Annotated in this window: 17 protein-coding genes; 9 read left to right on the plus strand and 8 right to left on the minus strand. The window is 73.3% G+C overall.

The genetic code is table 11. The features are described 5' to 3' along the window. Positions 1 to 2: 2 nt before the first annotated feature. Both BLW85_RS22300 and BLW85_RS22305 read left to right on the plus strand, forming a co-directional pair. Positions 3 to 293, plus strand: coding sequence for a hypothetical protein (locus tag BLW85_RS22300; protein WP_205009888.1), 291 nt, complete (start codon positions 3 to 5; stop codon positions 291 to 293). Then, entirely contained in the window at positions 281 to 601 is a 321-nt protein-coding gene (locus BLW85_RS22305) for a hypothetical protein (RefSeq protein WP_205009890.1), read from the plus strand. Before BLW85_RS22300 ends, BLW85_RS22305 begins: the two co-directional genes overlap by 13 nt. Here BLW85_RS22305 and BLW85_RS22310 read toward each other — a convergent pair whose 3' ends face one another. The 3 genes from BLW85_RS22310 to BLW85_RS22320 are packed head-to-tail and all read right to left on the minus strand — an operon-like array spanning position 602 to position 1955. After that, on the minus strand, positions 602 to 790 hold the full coding sequence (locus BLW85_RS22310; protein WP_074992951.1) for a hypothetical protein: 189 nt from the start codon (positions 788 to 790) through the stop codon (positions 602 to 604). Further along, complete coding sequence (locus BLW85_RS22315) at positions 790 to 1566, minus strand: SDR family NAD(P)-dependent oxidoreductase (RefSeq protein ID WP_070025356.1); 777 nt, start codon at positions 1564 to 1566, stop codon at positions 790 to 792. Before BLW85_RS22315 ends, BLW85_RS22310 begins: the two co-directional genes overlap by 1 nt. Positions 1567 to 1616: 50 nt before the next feature. Then, positions 1617 to 1955 (minus strand): YnfA family protein, encoded by a 339-nt coding sequence (locus tag BLW85_RS22320; protein ID WP_070025277.1) that lies wholly within the window; start codon positions 1953 to 1955, stop codon positions 1617 to 1619. A 100-nt stretch (positions 1956 to 2055) separates the two neighbouring features. On the opposite strand from BLW85_RS22320, the gene BLW85_RS22325 reads away from it, so the two are divergent. The 4 genes from BLW85_RS22325 to BLW85_RS22340 all read left to right on the plus strand — a co-directional run bounded on the left by BLW85_RS22325 (position 2056) and on the right by BLW85_RS22340 (position 6128). Further along, positions 2056 to 3177, plus strand: a complete 1122-nt coding sequence (locus BLW85_RS22325; protein WP_074992952.1) for an LLM class flavin-dependent oxidoreductase — start codon at positions 2056 to 2058, stop codon at positions 3175 to 3177. Further along, positions 3174 to 3752, plus strand: coding sequence for an FMN reductase (locus BLW85_RS22330; protein WP_074992953.1), 579 nt, complete (start codon positions 3174 to 3176; stop codon positions 3750 to 3752). The genes BLW85_RS22325 and BLW85_RS22330 overlap by 4 nt, the downstream gene beginning before the upstream one ends. Before the next feature lie 246 nt (positions 3753 to 3998). Then, positions 3999 to 4715 carry a response regulator transcription factor gene (locus BLW85_RS22335; RefSeq protein WP_070025280.1) on the plus strand — a complete coding sequence of 239 codons (717 nt, stop codon included), beginning with the start codon at positions 3999 to 4001 and terminating at the stop codon, positions 4713 to 4715. Continuing rightward, positions 4716 to 6128, plus strand: a complete 1413-nt coding sequence (locus BLW85_RS22340; protein WP_070025281.1) for a sensor histidine kinase — start codon at positions 4716 to 4718, stop codon at positions 6126 to 6128. Positions 6129 to 6199: 71 nt separating this feature from the next. On the opposite strand, the gene BLW85_RS22345 is transcribed toward BLW85_RS22340, so the two are convergent. Both BLW85_RS22345 and BLW85_RS22350 read right to left on the minus strand, forming a co-directional pair. Further along, positions 6200 to 8017 (minus strand): phosphatidylglycerol lysyltransferase domain-containing protein, encoded by a 1818-nt coding sequence (locus BLW85_RS22345; RefSeq protein WP_070025282.1) that lies wholly within the window; start codon positions 8015 to 8017, stop codon positions 6200 to 6202. 142 nt (positions 8018 to 8159) lie between these two features. Beyond that, the gene (locus tag BLW85_RS22350; RefSeq protein WP_070025283.1) at positions 8160 to 8435 is read right to left on the minus strand and encodes a hypothetical protein; all 276 of its coding nucleotides are present in this window, start codon (positions 8433 to 8435) and stop codon (positions 8160 to 8162) included. A 99-nt stretch (positions 8436 to 8534) separates the two neighbouring features. On the opposite strand from BLW85_RS22350, the gene BLW85_RS22355 reads away from it, so the two are divergent. Continuing rightward, a complete protein-coding gene (locus BLW85_RS22355; RefSeq protein WP_070025284.1) occupies positions 8535 to 9365 on the plus strand; it encodes a M55 family metallopeptidase in 831 nt (276 codons plus the stop codon). 84 nt (positions 9366 to 9449) lie between these two features. After that, the gene (locus BLW85_RS22360; RefSeq protein WP_070025285.1) at positions 9450 to 10289 is read left to right on the plus strand and encodes a COG4705 family protein; all 840 of its coding nucleotides are present in this window, start codon (positions 9450 to 9452) and stop codon (positions 10287 to 10289) included. A gap of 60 nt (positions 10290 to 10349) precedes the next feature. Here the strand turns inward: BLW85_RS22360 and BLW85_RS22365 are convergent, their stop codons facing one another. From BLW85_RS22365 to BLW85_RS22375, 3 genes are all read right to left on the minus strand, one after another. After that, positions 10350 to 11735 carry a sensor histidine kinase gene (locus BLW85_RS22365; protein WP_074992954.1) on the minus strand — a complete coding sequence of 462 codons (1386 nt, stop codon included), beginning with the start codon at positions 11733 to 11735 and terminating at the stop codon, positions 10350 to 10352. Beyond that, entirely contained in the window at positions 11732 to 12394 is a 663-nt protein-coding gene (locus BLW85_RS22370) for a response regulator transcription factor (protein WP_070025287.1), read from the minus strand. The genes BLW85_RS22365 and BLW85_RS22370 overlap by 4 nt, the downstream gene beginning before the upstream one ends. Before the next feature lie 206 nt (positions 12395 to 12600). After that, positions 12601 to 13506, minus strand: coding sequence for a helix-turn-helix transcriptional regulator (locus BLW85_RS22375; protein WP_070025288.1), 906 nt, complete (start codon positions 13504 to 13506; stop codon positions 12601 to 12603). A gap of 158 nt (positions 13507 to 13664) precedes the next feature. On the opposite strand from BLW85_RS22375, the gene BLW85_RS22380 reads away from it, so the two are divergent. Next, complete coding sequence (locus tag BLW85_RS22380) at positions 13665 to 14447, plus strand: SDR family oxidoreductase (protein ID WP_070025289.1); 783 nt, start codon at positions 13665 to 13667, stop codon at positions 14445 to 14447. Positions 14448 to 14485: the final 38 nt, after the last annotated feature.

Below are 14485 nucleotides of genomic sequence, written 5' to 3' on the forward strand. Positions count from 1 at the left end.
CGATGAACCGAGTGCGCACAAGAGGGGCGGTCCGGGCCGCGGGCCTGGCGGTGGCCGTGGTGGCTCTGCTGGCGGGCTGCTCGCAGCACTACGAAGACCAGCGCGGCAAGGGTGACGCGCCCGTGCAGGGCAAGGCCGGGGACAACACGCCCGCCGAGGTCTACAACTTTCCCGACGGGTTCGGGAACCTCGCCACCAAGTGCGTCGGGCACGGGTACCGGGCGTATGTGACCACCAACGCCAACGCGCCGTCGAACGTGCAGATCGTGGAGGACAAGGCGTGCGCCGGCTGAGCGCGGGCCTCGCCGTGACCGTGCTCGGCGCGGTGCTGCTGCTCGGCGGCTGCTCCCGGCAGCACTACGAGGAGCGGGGCAAGGCGGACGCGCCGGTGTCGGGCCGGGCCGGGGAGGACTCGCCCGCCGAGGTCTACAACTTCCCCGACGGGTTCGGGAACCTCGCCACCAAGTGCGTCGGCGAGGGCAAGCGGGGCTACGCCACCACCAAGTTCGTCAAGGTCGAGGACAAGGACGACGTCAAGATCCTGCCCGCGCACGCGGTCATCGTGGACGACCCGTCCTGCCGGGCGCCCGCCGGCCGGTGATCACTTGGCGTGGCGCACGGCGTAGATCATGACGAACGCCACCAGGTGGATGCCGAAGAGGAAGTAGGCCAGGAAGTACCAGACCTTGCGCTCGTCCCTCTTCTCCTGGGCGAGGCGGCGCTTGTCGTAGGCCTCGGCGGAGGTGAGAGGCTCGGGTGCGTCCCCGGCACCGGCGGGTTCCCCGGCCATCACTGCTCCCGGTGGACCTTGGTGTTGGAGGCCTGGGCGCGCGGGCGTACGACCAGGAGGTCGATGTTGACGTGGCTGGGCCGGGTCACCGCCCAGGTGATGGTCTCGGCCACGTCCTCGGCGGTCAGCGGCTCGGCCACGCCCGCGTAGACCTTCGCCGCCTTCTCCGCGTCGCCGCCGAAGCGGGTGAGGGCGAACTCCTCGGTCCGCACCATGCCGGGCGCGATCTCCACGACGCGCACCGGGCTGCCGACGATCTCCAGGCGGAGGGTCTCGGCGAGGACGTGGGCGCCGTGCTTGGCGGCGACGTAGCCGGCGCCGCCCTCGTAGGTGGCGTGGCCGGCGGTGGAGGAGACGACCACCACGACCCCGTCGCCGCTCGCCTCCAGCTTGGGCAGCAGGGCCTGGGTGAGGTTCAGGGTGCCGATGACGTTGGTCTCGTACATCGTGCGCCAGTCGGCCGGGTCGCCGGTGGCCACCGGGTCTGCGCCGAGCGCGCCGCCCGCGTTGTTCACGAGGACGCCGATGGTCTTGAAGGCCGTGGCGAACTCGTCCACGGCCGCGCGGTCCGTCACGTCCAGCGGGTACGCCGTCGCCGAGTGACCGGCCGCGTTGATCTCCTCGGCCAGCGCCTCGATGCGGTCCTTGCGGCGGGCGGTGAGCACCACGCGGTAGCCGGCCGCGGCGAGCTGCCGGGCCGTCGCGGCGCCGATACCGCTGCTCGCACCCGTGACGACGGCGATGCGGGAGGCGGCGGACGGGGCGGACGTGGCCATGGACTGCTCCTCGGGTGGGACGGCGGACGTGCGTCCAATGTAGGCGAGGGTCAGCCGCCGTTCCTCGGCGCCCACATGATCAGGGCCATGCCGGCGAGGCAGACCAGCGCGCCGGTGATGTCCCAGCGGTCGGGGCGGTAACCGTCGGCGACCGCGCCCCACAGCAGCGAGCCCGCCACGAAGATGCCGCCGTACGCGGCCAGGATGCGGCCGAAGTGGGCGTCCGGCTGGAAGGTGGCGACGAAGCCGTACGCCCCGAGCGCGAGCACCCCGCCGGCCGCCCAGAGCCAGCCCCGGTGCTCCCGCACGCCCTGCCAGACCAGCCAGGCACCGCCGATCTCGAACAGCGCGGCGACGACGAAGAGGGCGGCGGAACGGAGGATCGGCATGGAGGCAGCTTCGCACGGCGGGTGCTCCGGAATATCCGGCGGTGGGGCTCTGTTGGCGGGGTATAGTTGAATCGTAAACAACTTGGGAAGGTGAGCGGCCATGCAGTTCGGGATCTTCACGGTCGGTGACGTCACGCCGGACCCGACCACGGGGCGTACGCCGTCCGAGCGTGAGCGGATCAAGGCGATGGTCGCGATCGCGCTGAAGGCGGAGGAGGTCGGTCTGGACGTGTTCGCGACGGGTGAGCACCACAACCCGCCGTTCGTGCCGTCGTCGCCGACCACGATGCTCGGGTACATAGCCGCGCGTACGGAGAACCTGGTCCTGTCGACGTCGACGACGCTGATCACGACGAACGACCCGGTGAAGATCGCGGAGGATTTCGCGATGCTCCAGCACCTGGCGGACGGGCGGGTGGACCTGATGATGGGCCGCGGCAACACGGGTCCGGTGTATCCGTGGTTCGGCAAGGACATCCGTGAGGGCATCAACCTGGCGGTGGAGAACTACGCGCTGCTGCGCCGGCTGTGGCGTGAGGACGTCGTGGACTGGGAGGGCCGGTTCCGCACGCCGTTGCAGGGCTTCACCTCGACCCCCAGGCCGCTGGACGGGGTCGCGCCGTTCGTGTGGCACGGATCGATCCGCTCGCCGGAGATCGCCGAGCAGGCGGCCTATTACGGTGACGGCTTCTTCCACAACAACATCTTCTGGCCCACCGGTCACACCAGGCGGATGATCGAGCTGTACCGCAACCGGTACGCGCACTACGGGCACGGCACGCCGGAGCAGGCGATCGTCGGGCTGGGCGGTCAGGTGTTCATGCGGAAGAACTCGCAGGACGCGGTGCGCGAGTTCCGTCCGTACTTCGACAACGCCCCGGTGTACGGGCACGGTCCGTCGCTGGAGGAGTTCACCGAGCAGACCCCGCTGACGGTGGGTTCCCCGCAGCAGGTGATCGAGCGGACCCTCTCCTTCCGGGAGTACGCCGGCGACTACCAGCGCCAGCTGTTCCTGATGGACCACGCGGGACTGCCGCTGAAGACCGTCCTGGAGCAGCTGGACATGCTCGGCGAGGAGGTCGTGCCGGTGCTGCGGAAGGAGTTCGCGAAGAACCGCCCGGCGAACGTGCCGGACGCCCCGACCCACCGGTCGCTGCTCGCCGCGAAGGACGCGAAGGACACGCAGGACGCGCAGGACACGAAGGAGGAGAGCACCGTATGAAGCTCGTCGTCGTATCGGCGGGACTGAGCGTCCCGTCCTCCACCCGGCTGCTCGCCGACCGGCTGGCCGCCGCCGTCGTCCGGCGGGCTGACGCGGAGGTGGACGTGCAGGTGATCGAGGTGCGCGACCTCGCCGTGGAGATCGCGCACAACCTCACCAACGGGTTCCCGGGACGGGCGCTGGCCGCGGCGCAGGACGCGGTGACCGGCGCGGACGGGCTGATCGTCGTCACGCCCGTGTTCTCCGCGTCGTACAGCGGGCTGTTCAAGTCCTTCTTCGACGTGCTGGACAAGGACGCGCTGACGGGCAAGCCGGTGCTGCTCGCCGCGACCGGCGGCACCGCGCGGCACTCCCTGGTCCTGGACCACGCGCTGCGCCCGCTCTTCTCCTACCTGCGGGCCGTGGCCGTCCCCACCGGGGTCTACGCCGCCTCCGAGGACTGGGGCGCGGAGGGCCTCGCGGAACGGATCGAGCGGGCGGGCCAGGAACTGGCCGCCCTGATGCCGAAGGCCGGACATCGCACGGAGCCCCGCGTGGTGCCCTTCGCCGAACAGCTGGCGGCGCTGGAGCCGTAGGCCCACCGCCTTGCCGCCCACCCGTCCGACCCGGTCGGACGGGTGGGCGCCGTCCGTGGCAGGGGTTCCGGGCCGCGCCGCCGCCCTGCCGCGCGCGGGCTGTCCACGGGTGGGTGAGAAGACGGTAGGGGACCCGAGGCGGTTGCGCGTTTGACGGTTAGAGGGCGGTAAAAAGGGTGATCGCAGGCCCATCCGCCCCGGCCGAACCGATCGAGACCTTGGCAAACTGGGTACGTGCCCCAGACTGTGCTGCTCGCCGAAGACGACCGTGCCATTCGCCATGCCCTGGAGCGTGCCCTGACCCTGGAAGGGTACGAGGTGACGGCGGTGGCGGACGGCGTCGAGGCGCTCGCGCAGGCCCACAAGACCCCGCCGGACGTCCTCGTGCTCGACGTGATGATGCCCGGCATCGACGGCCTCCAGGTCTGCCGCGTGCTGCGCGCCGAGGGCGACCGCACCCCCATCCTCATGCTCACCGCCCTCGTCGAGACCGCCGACCGCATCGCGGGCCTGGACGCCGGCGCCGACGACTACGTGGTCAAGCCCTTCGACGTCGAGGAGGTCTTCGCCCGGCTGCGCGCCCTGCTGCGCCGCACCAGCCCGGTCCCCGCCGCGACGAGCGGCGGCGACGGCGCCGGCCGGGGCGAGCCCCAGCTGTCCGACCGGCAGATCGAGGCCGCCGGCCTGCGCATGGACCTCCAGGCCCGCCGCGTCTGGCGCGGCAAGCGGGAGCTGGAGCTGACCCGCACCGAGTTCGAGCTGCTGGAACTGCTGGTCCGCAACGCCGGCATCGTGCTCGACCACTCCACCATCTACGACCGTATCTGGGGCTACGACTTCGGCCCCGGCTCCAAGAACCTCGCCGTCTACGTCGGCTATCTGCGCCGCAAGCTGGACGAGCCCGGCGCCCCCCAGCTGATCCACACGGTGCGGGGCGTGGGTTACGTGCTGCGGGAGGACTGAGTGGACCGCCTGCGCCGGACGCCGGCCAGGCGCCGGCCCAAGCTGGTCTCCCTGCGCACCACCTTCGCCGTCTCCTTCGCCGCCGTCACCGCCGCCGTCACCATCCTCGTCGGCATCGTGTCGTACGGCTCCGCGGCCCGGCTGGTCCGCGTCGACCAGCAGTCGGTGTTCAGCCAGGTCGTCCAGGACGTACGGGACGAGGTGCGCCAGCACACGATGGTCCCCGAGGACTTCTCCTCCTCCCGGCCCGGACACGACCTGGTCCGCCCCGCCCGCACCGACGTCCAGGTGCTCGGCGCGCAGGGGCAGATCACGGACCACGGCAGCCCGGTGCTGCCCGTCACCTCCCGCGACCGGGCGATGGCGACCGCGCGCACGGCCGGGAAGGTCGCCGAGCACAAGGACGTACGGGTCGGCGACGACCTCTTCCGCATCGCCACCGTCTCGCTCGGCCGCGGCCGGGGCGCGGTACAGGTCGCGCAGGAGTTCAGCGACACCGAGGACCTGCTGCGCACCCTCCAGCAGCGGACGCTGATCCTGACGGCGGCCGTGGTGGTGGCGGCCGGTCTGTTCGGCTGGTGGCTGGCCCGCCGGATCACCCGGCGCCTGGTGGTGCTCACCTCCGCCGCCGAGGACGTCGCCCGCACCCGTCGCCTGGGCATCGAGGTGCCGGTGGCGGGGCTGGACGAGGTGGGGCGGCTCGGCCGCGCCTTCGACCGGATGCTGGGACGGCTCGCGCAGTCGGAGGAGGACCAGCGGCGGCTGGTCCAGGACGCAGGCCACGAGCTGCGCACGCCGCTCACCTCGCTGCGCACCAACATCTCGCTGCTGCGGCGCATCGACGAGCTGCCGCCGGACACCCGGGACGACCTGGTCGCCGACCTCACCCAGGAGGCGCGCGAACTCACCGATCTGGTCAACGAGTTGGTCGACCTCGCCGCCGGGCAGTCCGACACCGAGCCGCCCCAGCGGGTCGACCTCGCCGACATCGCGGAGGACGTGGTGGGGCTGGCGTCACGGCGCACCGGGCGGGAGATCGTGCTGCGGGCCGCCGGGGACACCACGACCGACGGCCGGCCCGGGATGCTGCAACGGGCCATCTCCAACCTGGTCGAGAACGCGGCCAAGTTCGACCGTGCGGGCAAGGCGCCGATCGAGGTCCAGGTGACGGGCCCGGCGCGGCCGGGGACGGTACGGGTGGAGGTGCTGGACCGGGGCCCCGGGATCGCGGAGGGCGACCTGATCCGGATCTTCGACCGCTTCTACCGGGCCGCCGACGCGCGCTCCCTGCCGGGCTCCGGGCTCGGTCTGTCCATCGTCCGGGAGGTCGCGATGGCGCACGGGGGCGCGCCGTTCGCCTACCGGCGGGAGGGCGGCGGCGCGGTGATCGGCTTCACGGTGGGCGGGGGCTGACCGGCTCCACCGGGAAGGCGGACGGCCGCCCCCTCACGGGGAGGCGGCCGTCCGGCCCCCGCGCCGGGAGGCTACGAGGACCGCTCGCCGATCACCGGCAGGGTGAGGAACCCCTCCGCCCGGGCGCTGGCCAGACCGATCCGGGGGATGTCGCTGGACTTGGCGAAGAGCAGGAAGCGGGGTTCCCACACCGGCCGGTACTTCGCGTTGGCCCGGTACAGGGACTCGATCTGCCACCAGCGTGAGAAGAAGGTGAGGATCGAGCGCCACAGCCGCAGCACCGGGCCCGCGCCGAGGCGGGCGCCGCGCTCGAAGACCGAGCGGAACATCGCGAAGTTCAGCGACACCCGTTCCACCCCCAGCTCCTTCGCGCCCAGCAGCAGCTCGACGACCATGTACTCCATCAGACCGTTCTCGCAGTCGCGGTCGCGGCGCATCAGGTCCAGGGAGAGGCCGTGCTCGCCCCAGGGCACGAAGCTGAGCAGGGCGCGGGGCTCGCCGTCGGCGTCCCGGCACTCCAGCATCACGCAGCGGCCGTCCGCCGGGTCGCCGAGGCGGCCGAGGGCCATGGAGAAGCCGCGCTCGGTCGCGCCGTCGCGCCACCGGTCGGCGCGGTCGACGAGGACGGCCATCTCCTCGGCCGGGATGTCCTCGTGGCGGCGGACGCGCACGGTGTAGCCGGCCCGCTTGACCCGGTTGTGGGCCTGGCGGACCACGCGCATCGCGCGGCCCTCCAGGGTGAAGTCGGCGATGTCCACGATGGCCTCGTCACCGAGTTCCAGGGCGTCGAGTCCGTGCCGGGCGTAGACGGTGCCGGCCTCCTCGCTCGCGCCCATGACCGCCGGGATCCACGCGTGCCGGCGGGCCTCGGCGAGCCAGGCGTCGATGGCACCGGGCCACGCCTCCGGGTCGCCGATCGGGTCGCCGGAGGCGAGGGAGACCGCGCCGACGACGCGGTAGGTGATCGCCGCCTTGCCGCTGGGGGAGAAGACGGCCGCCTTGTCGCGGCGCAGCGCGAAGTAGCCGAGGGAGTCGCGGGCGCCGTGCTTGTCGAGCAGCGCGCGCAGTCTCTCCTCGTCGGCGGCGGTGAGCAGCTGCTTGCCGCGCGGGGAGCGGAAGCAGGCGTACAGGACGAGGCAGAAGGCCGCGGCGAGCAGCGCGTTGACCGTGATGTCGGTCCAGCGGGGGGCGTGCACGTGCTCGATGCGGTCGGCGAAGACGCCGACGCTGATGCCCCGCAGGTAGGTGTAGGCGATCTCGTCGGTGAGACCGGCGCCGGGCAGCTTGTTGGTGGCGTGCACCAGCAGGGTGCCGAGGCCGCCCGTGACCAGCAGGCCGCCCGCGCCGACGGCCAGCGCCAGCTTGGGGTTGGAGGGGTCGCCGACGGCGTTGAACTCGCGCCGGCCGATCAGCAGGGCCGCCACGAACAGGCCGGTCAGGGCGGCGGAGACCCAGTTGAAGACGTGGTCGGCGTACCGGTCCTGGGTGAGGCCGAGGGCGTAGACCAGGAAGAGCGGGCCGGCGAGCAGCAGGTTGGTGAGCCACGCGGCCCGCTTGCGCCGCCGCATCACCAGCGTCAGGAAGATCGCGAGCGCGGCGGAGACCAGGCCGGCGGTGGCCAGGTACGGCGTGAAGAAGGCGCCGACGTGCTGGTGCGGGTGCTGCTGGTTGAAGAGCTTGCTGGTGTTGTGCTCGTGGACCTCCTCGCGGAACGGCAGGGACAGCACCGCGAGGACGTTGAGTACGGCGATCAGCCGCAGGTACCAGACCGTGGCCGAGGCCGCCGCGGCGCGCAGCCGCGGGCCGGGGGTGAGCGACGGGAGCGTCCGGCGCGGGCCGGCCTGGGCGGGGGCGTGGGGCGAGGGCAGGGTCGACTGCGGAGCGGGCATGGTGACTGGTCACCTTGGGGAGGGGGACGGTTCTACGCGGACCCTACAGCTCGTAGGGCGGGGCGTCGCCGGTCGGCGTGTGGGACAGGAGCGTACCGGGCGAGGTTCTTACCCGGTCCTTTCCGGCCTTTCGCACATCTCGTCAGCCCGTCCGTTCCATGCCGCGCCGGGCGGACGTCAGGGTCCAGGCCAGGTTGCCCACCGCGGCCCCGGCCGCCACCACGGCGACGATCACACCGCCGGTGGCGAGGCCGTCGCTGAACAGGTGCGGGCGCCGGTCGAGGCTGTGCAGACCGAAGCCGCACAGCTCGTACACCCCGACGGCCGCGACGACGAGGCTGACGACGAGCACGGTCAGGGTCGGCGCGAGACTGCGGGCGCAGATCTCCGCGCCGGGCGCCGTCTCCGTGTCCTGCATGGCTCCCCCGTTGGGCGTGGTGGAAGGGATGGTCGAACGACCTTGTGTCCGTTGCCGGTTGGGAACCTACAATACGTAGGGTCCGTTAGGGTCGACGCCATGCGTGTGTACATGAGTGCGGACATGGAGGGCGTCACCGGCCTCGTCGACGCCGACGACGTCCAGCCGGGCGGCCGGGACTACGAGCGCGGCCGCTCCATGATGGCGGAGGACGTGAACGCGGCGGTGCGCGGCGCGCTGGCGGCCGGCGCGAGCGACGTCCTCGTCAACGACGCCCACGGTCCGATGCGCAACCTCCTCCCCGAAGCCCTGCTCCCGGCCGTCCGGCTGGTGCGCGGCAAGCCCAAGCAGATGGGCATGCTGGAGGGGCTGACCGGGGAGTACGACGCGATGGTCTGCGTCGGCTACCACTCCAGGGCCGGCGCCCCGGGCGTGCTCAGCCACAGCTTCATGGGGCACGAGATCGAGGACATCTGGCTGGACGGGCGCCCGGTCGGTGAGATCGGCCTCGCCCACGCCACGGCGGCGGCGCTGGGCGTGCCGGTGGTGGCGCTCACCGGTGACGACGCGGCGTGCGCCGAGATGGCGGAGTGGGACGCGTCGGTGGTCACGGTCCCGGTGAAGTACGCCCACGGCCGGTTCGCGGCCGAGCTGCGGCCGGAGGCGGAGGCCCGCAAGGCGATCGAGGAGGCGGTGGCGGGCGCCCTCGCCGCGCTTCCGGCCCGCCCGGCCCCGCCCGCCGGCGAGGCCGTCCTCACCGTCCGCTGGCAGTCCGCCGCCGTCCCCGCGACCCTGCTCGGCCTCCCCGGCGTCACCGCCGAGGACGGCCGCACCGTCCGGGCGAGCGGCCCCCTCGCCTCCCTCTACCGCCAGTTCGGCGTGTGGATGCGCGTGGCGTCGTCCCTGACCAACCAGGCGCCGTACTGCTAGACGGTCGTACGGCCGGACGTCCGTGCCACCCGGGGGGGCGCGTGGTCAGGATGCGTTCAGGCGGCCGGTGGCACGGTCACCGTCATGACCTTCGAAACATCCCGGACGAACGCGCTCCCCGGGGCCGGCGGGCCGCCCGCGCCCGCCGGGCACCGGCCGCGCTGGAACAAGGTGCCCGAAGTCACCGCCTACTTCTGGATCATCAAGGTGCTGTGCACCACGGTCGGGGAGACCGCGGCCGACCTCCTGAACGAGAAGGCCGGCCTCGGTCTGACCGGGGTGTCGGTGCTGATGAGCGCCGTGCTGGCGGTGGTGCTGGTGGCGCAGTTCCGCACCCGGGCCTACCGGGCGGGCGTGTACTGGCTCGCCGTGGCCCTGATCAGCGTCGTCGGCACGCTGATCAGCGACAACCTCACCGACAACCTGGGCGTGCCGCTGGAGACCAGCACGGCGGTCTTCGCCGTCGTCCTCGCCGTCGTGTTCGCCGTCTGGTACCGGCGCGAGCGGACCCTGTCCATCCACCACATCGACACCACGGGCCGCGAGTCCTTCTACTGGCTCGCCGTGCTGTTCACCTTCGCGCTGGGGACCGCCGCCGGCGACCTGGTCTCCGAGCGCATGGACCTCGGGTACTGGCTGTCCGCCGTCCTCTTCGCCGCCGCCATCGCCGCCGTCGCCGTCGCTCACTTCGCGCTCGGCCTGGACGCGGTGTGGAGCTTCTGGATCGCCTACGTGCTCACCCGTCCGCTGGGCGCCTCCGTCGGCGACTACCTCTCCCAGCCGACGGGCGACGGCGGTGTCGGGCTGGGCACCGTGGTGACCAGCGTGCTGTTCCTGGCCGTCATCCTCGCCCTGGTCGTCCGTCTGGCCGTGACCCGCAAGGACGTCACCGAGCCCCGGCGGGCGGCCGAGGACGCGGCCTGACCCGGCGCGCGCGGCCCGTGCGGGGGGGGGGGGGGGCGTTTCCGGCTCCGCCCGCCGCGGTCATCCGGCGGGCAGGCTGACCGTGAACTTCGCCCCGGGCGCGTGAGCGGGGTCGTAGGACACCTCCCCGCCGACGGCGCGGGCCAGGCGCCGCGCCAGCGGCAGTCCGAGGCCGGCGCCGTCGTGTCCGTCGTCGGCGTCGGCGCGGCGGCCGGGCTGGAACAGCTCGGCCACGAACGCCTCCGGCACGCCGGGGCCGTCGTCGACGACGTCGATCCCGACGGCCCCGGCGGCGCGCCGCGCGGACACGGTCACGCGGAAGCGGGCGTAGCGCGCGGCGTTGGCGAGCAGCGGGCTGAGGATGCGTTCGAGGAGCGCGGGGGCGACGCCCGCCTCCAGGACCGGTTCCTCCGCCTCCACCGAGGTCCTCACCCGGTCCGGTGCGCCGAGGCACCGGGTCAGCCGGCCCAGGACGGGCACGACGTCGGTCGTTCCCGGGGCCGACGCCGGGCTCAGCGCGTTCTCGCGGGCGTCGTCCAGCAGGGTGTCGCAGATGGTGCGCATGGACCGCGCGGCCTCGGCGATCACTTCCTGCGTGGCGCGGGTCTCGGCGTCCGTGCGCGGGCGGGCCCGCCACCAGTCGAGTTCCATCACGATCCGGGTGAGCGGCGTGCGCAGTTCGTGGGACAGCTCTCCCGTCAGCTGCCGCTCATGGCGCAGCACGGTGCGGATGCGGTCCAGGAGCTGGTCCAACGAGGCCCCCAGACGGGCGAGTTCGGCGGGGTGGTGCTCGGCGCCGAAGCGTTCGTCGGAGCCTATGGCGCTCCACTGGGTCGCCTGGTCGGTCATCGTCCGCACCGGGCGCAGCGCCCGGCCGACGGACAGCCGGGTGAGCAGGTAGGTGCAGCCGAGCATCACGGCGTCGAGGACGAGCGAGCCCAGCAGCAGGGTGTCGGCCGAGCCGCGGTACGGGGCGAGGTCCAGCGCCGTGACGACGGTGGCGGCGGCATGCCGGCCGGGTATGGGCTCGGAGCAGACCCGGACCGCCGGGTGACCGTGGGACCGCGCGGTCGCGCAGGCGGGCCCGGACAGCCCGGCCAGCCGGTCCGCGACCCGGGCCGGCGGGCTGCCGGGCGTGGCGGACGGCGGCTTCTCCAGCAGCCGCCGGCCCGCGTAGATCCACACGTTGGCGTCGAGGAGGCGGTCGTTGGCGGTCTCCAGGACGCGCACCCGGGAGCCGCGCGTGTCGACAGTCGTGGCCACCGCCGCCGCACGGTTGCGCAGTTCGTCGTCGGCCTGGTGCTCCAGGTGCCGGTCCATCACGGCGTTGAACACCACGGTCAGGACCGTCATCAGCAGGGCCGCGGTGGTCAGCGCGACGAGCGAGAGCCGGCCGCGCATCGTGCGGGGGGCCAGACGGCGGCGGATCCGGAGGGCGCGGTTCATGACAGGCGGTGTCCGATCCCCCGCGCCGTGCCGATCGACAGGCGGCTGCCGGTCTCCCGCAGCTTGCGGCGCAGCCGGCTCAGGTACTGGTCCAGGGTGTTGTCGCTGACCTGGGCCCCCTCGGGCCAGCCGGCCCGCACCAGGTCCCGGCGGCGCACGAGGGACCCGTCGGCGGCGGCGAGGGTGGCCAGCAGCCGGAACTCGGTCGGGGACAGCGCGGCACGGACGCCGTGCACGGTCATGCTGTGGTCCACCGCGTCCAGGACCAGGTCCCCGGCCGCGACCACCGCCGCCGGGGCGGTCCGCCTGAGGAGCGCGCGCAGTCTCGCGGCCAGTTCCGCGAGGTGGAAGGGCTTGGGCAGGTAGTCGTCGCCGCCCGCGGAGAAGCCGGAGAGGCGGTCGGTGAGGTGGTGCCGGGCGGTCAGGAAGATCACGGGGCCGGGGAAGCCGTTGGCGCGCATCGCCTGGCACACGTCCCGGCCGTCCGCGTCGGGCAGGCCGACGTCCAGGACGGCCGCCGCGATGCCGGACGTGGCCAGGCGCAGGGCGGTGGCGCCGTCGGCGGCCGGGACCGGCTCGAAGTCCTCGTCGTACAGACCCCGGCGCAGCACGTCCCGCAGGGCGTGATCGTCTTCGACGACAAGGATCCTGGGGCGCATGATTCTCCAGCCGCCTGCCGGCGAGGGTGCGGGGACGGACGGTCCGGGCGACGGCCGCCGGCACCGTCGCTCGGGCACGGGTGCCTGCCGCCGCGGACCGCGTGGACGTGTGGACGGCCGACCGCGGGCGTCTACAGCCCCGTAGACCGTCTACGGCACTGTAGACGAACGGCGGGTCGGTGTCGTTCCCCAGGAGGGCGCACGGGTCAGCGCTGCGATCCGGATTCCCGGGCGGCGAGCCCCTGCGGTGCCGTGTTCTCGCTGGGGCCCAGGTCCTGGGTCCCTATGACGGACAGCAGCTCCAGCTGCTCGGCTCCCGGGCTGCCGGGCGGCGCGGTGAACCACAGCAGCCGTTGGCGTCCGTCCTCGCTGAGCAGGTTGTGGCAGTCGAGTTCGATGACGCCGAGCAGGGGGTGGACGATCCGCTTGTGGTCCATGCGGCGCACCGCGACGTCATGGGTGTCCCAGAGGGCCGCGAACTCCGGGCTGCGCCGGCGCAACGCGGCGACCATCCTCGCGACCTCCGCGTCCCGGCCGCGCCGGGCGGCCGCCGCCCGGAGGTCGGCCACGAACACCCGGGAGTGGCGGGGGTGGTCCTCGGGCGGGTGGATCTCGCGCGCCCGCGGATCGGTGAACCAGCGGTACACGTAGCTCGCCGCCGGGCCGCGCTGTGCCGGGGACGCGCCGAGCAGGGCCCGGGCCGGCTCGTTCTCCACCAGGGTCTCGTGCAGGTCGGTGATGACGCGCGCGGGGGTGTTGGACAGCCGGTCCAGCAGTCCGAGGAGCGCGGGCTGCACATGCGCCGACGGTCCGTGGGCCGATCGGGGGACCGGCCGTTCGGCCAGGTGGAAGAGGTGGTCGCGCTCGTCACCGTTCAGGCGCAGGGCTCGGGCGAGGGCGGCCAGCGTCTGCGCCGAGGGCTGCGCTCCGTGCTTCGCGCTGCCGCGTTCCAACTCGGTGTAGTAGTCGGCCGACAGCCCTGCCAGCTGGGCGACTTCCTCGCGGCGCAGCCCGGGGACACGACGGCGCGGGCCCTGCGGGAGACCGACGTCGGCGGGGCGGATGCGGTCGCGGCGGGACCTGAGGAAGGCGCCGAGCTCTGGAAGGTTCACCCCTCCATGGTCACTCGCGCGCCGGAGCGTAACCAGGGGATGGCATCCCCCGGGTAGACACAGCCCTGGCTGGGCGCGCGGAAACGGCCGATCGTGGAGAACGCAGCAGGGCGACGGCGAGGCCGCGGCCCGATCACCGTCCACCACAGGAGCCGGCCATGCCCGTCCCCACCTCCCCCGACGCGACCGGCGGCCCGGCCCGGCCCTCCGGCGAGCCCCGGGTCGCGATCGTCACCGGCGGCTCGCGCGGCATCGGCCGCGGGACCGTCGGCCGGCTGGCCGCCGACGGCTACGGCCTCGTGGTCGGCTACGCCGGGAACCGGGCCGAGGCCGAGGCCGCCGTGCGGGAGGCCGAGGCCGGCGGCGGCCGGGCGATCGCGGTGCGCGCCGACGTCGCCGACGAACACGCGGTCGCGGCCCTGTTCGACGCGGCCGAGGCGGAGTTCGGCGGCATCGACGTCGTCGTGCACGCGGCCGGACGGGTGCGCATGGCGCCGATCGCCGAGATGGACCTCGCGGACCTGGACGACCTGCACCGCACCAACATCCGCGGCACCTTCGTCGTCGTCCGGCAGGCCGCCCGCCGGGTGCGCCCCGGCGGGGCGATCGTGACGTTCTCCACGTCCGTGGTCGGACTGGCGTTCCCGACCTACGGCGCGTACGCCGCGAGCAAGGGCGCGGTCGAGGCGCTGACCCCGATCCTGGCCCGGGAACTGCGGGGCCGGGACGTCACCGCCAACGCCGTCGCCCCCGGGCCCACGGCCACGGACGGCTTCCTGGACGGCAAGGACGAGGAGACCATCGCCCGCCTGGCCGCCCGGGCCCCGCTGGAACGGCTCGGCACCACGGCCGACATCGCCGAGGTGGTCGCCTTCCTAGCCTCCCCGGCCGGCCACTGGGTCAACGGACAGGTCGTCCGGGCCAACGGCGGAATCATCTGACCCGCGCAACACCCCACCGAGAGAAAGAAGAACGAGCC

It is taken from the genome of Streptomyces misionensis, assembly GCF_900104815.1.
Classification (GTDB): domain Bacteria; phylum Actinomycetota; class Actinomycetes; order Streptomycetales; family Streptomycetaceae; genus Streptomyces; species Streptomyces misionensis.

Bases quoted from the DNA above. Each gene is read 5' to 3' on its own strand.
- BLW85_RS22300 (WP_205009888.1), top strand. From the start codon at position 3: ATGAACCGAGTGCGCACAAGAGGGGCGGTCCGGGCCGCGGGCCTGGCG.
- BLW85_RS22310 (WP_074992951.1), bottom strand. From the start codon at position 790: ATGGCCGGGGAACCCGCCGGTGCCGGGGACGCACCCGAGCCTCTCACC.
- BLW85_RS22315 (WP_070025356.1), bottom strand. From the start codon at position 1,566: ATGGCCACGTCCGCCCCGTCCGCCGCCTCCCGCATCGCCGTCGTCACG.
- BLW85_RS22320 (WP_070025277.1), bottom strand. From the start codon at position 1,955: ATGCCGATCCTCCGTTCCGCCGCCCTCTTCGTCGTCGCCGCGCTGTTC.
- BLW85_RS22325 (WP_074992952.1), top strand. From the start codon at position 2,056: ATGCAGTTCGGGATCTTCACGGTCGGTGACGTCACGCCGGACCCGACC.
- BLW85_RS22330 (WP_074992953.1), top strand. From the start codon at position 3,174: ATGAAGCTCGTCGTCGTATCGGCGGGACTGAGCGTCCCGTCCTCCACC.
- BLW85_RS22345 (WP_070025282.1), bottom strand. From the start codon at position 8,017: ATGCCCGCTCCGCAGTCGACCCTGCCCTCGCCCCACGCCCCCGCCCAG.
- BLW85_RS22350 (WP_070025283.1), bottom strand. From the start codon at position 8,435: ATGCAGGACACGGAGACGGCGCCCGGCGCGGAGATCTGCGCCCGCAGT.
- BLW85_RS22355 (WP_070025284.1), top strand. From the start codon at position 8,535: ATGCGTGTGTACATGAGTGCGGACATGGAGGGCGTCACCGGCCTCGTC.
- BLW85_RS22360 (WP_070025285.1), top strand. From the start codon at position 9,450: ATGACCTTCGAAACATCCCGGACGAACGCGCTCCCCGGGGCCGGCGGG.
- BLW85_RS22365 (WP_074992954.1), bottom strand. From the start codon at position 11,735: ATGAACCGCGCCCTCCGGATCCGCCGCCGTCTGGCCCCCCGCACGATG.
- BLW85_RS22370 (WP_070025287.1), bottom strand. From the start codon at position 12,394: ATGCGCCCCAGGATCCTTGTCGTCGAAGACGATCACGCCCTGCGGGAC.
- BLW85_RS22380 (WP_070025289.1), top strand. From the start codon at position 13,665: ATGCCCGTCCCCACCTCCCCCGACGCGACCGGCGGCCCGGCCCGGCCC.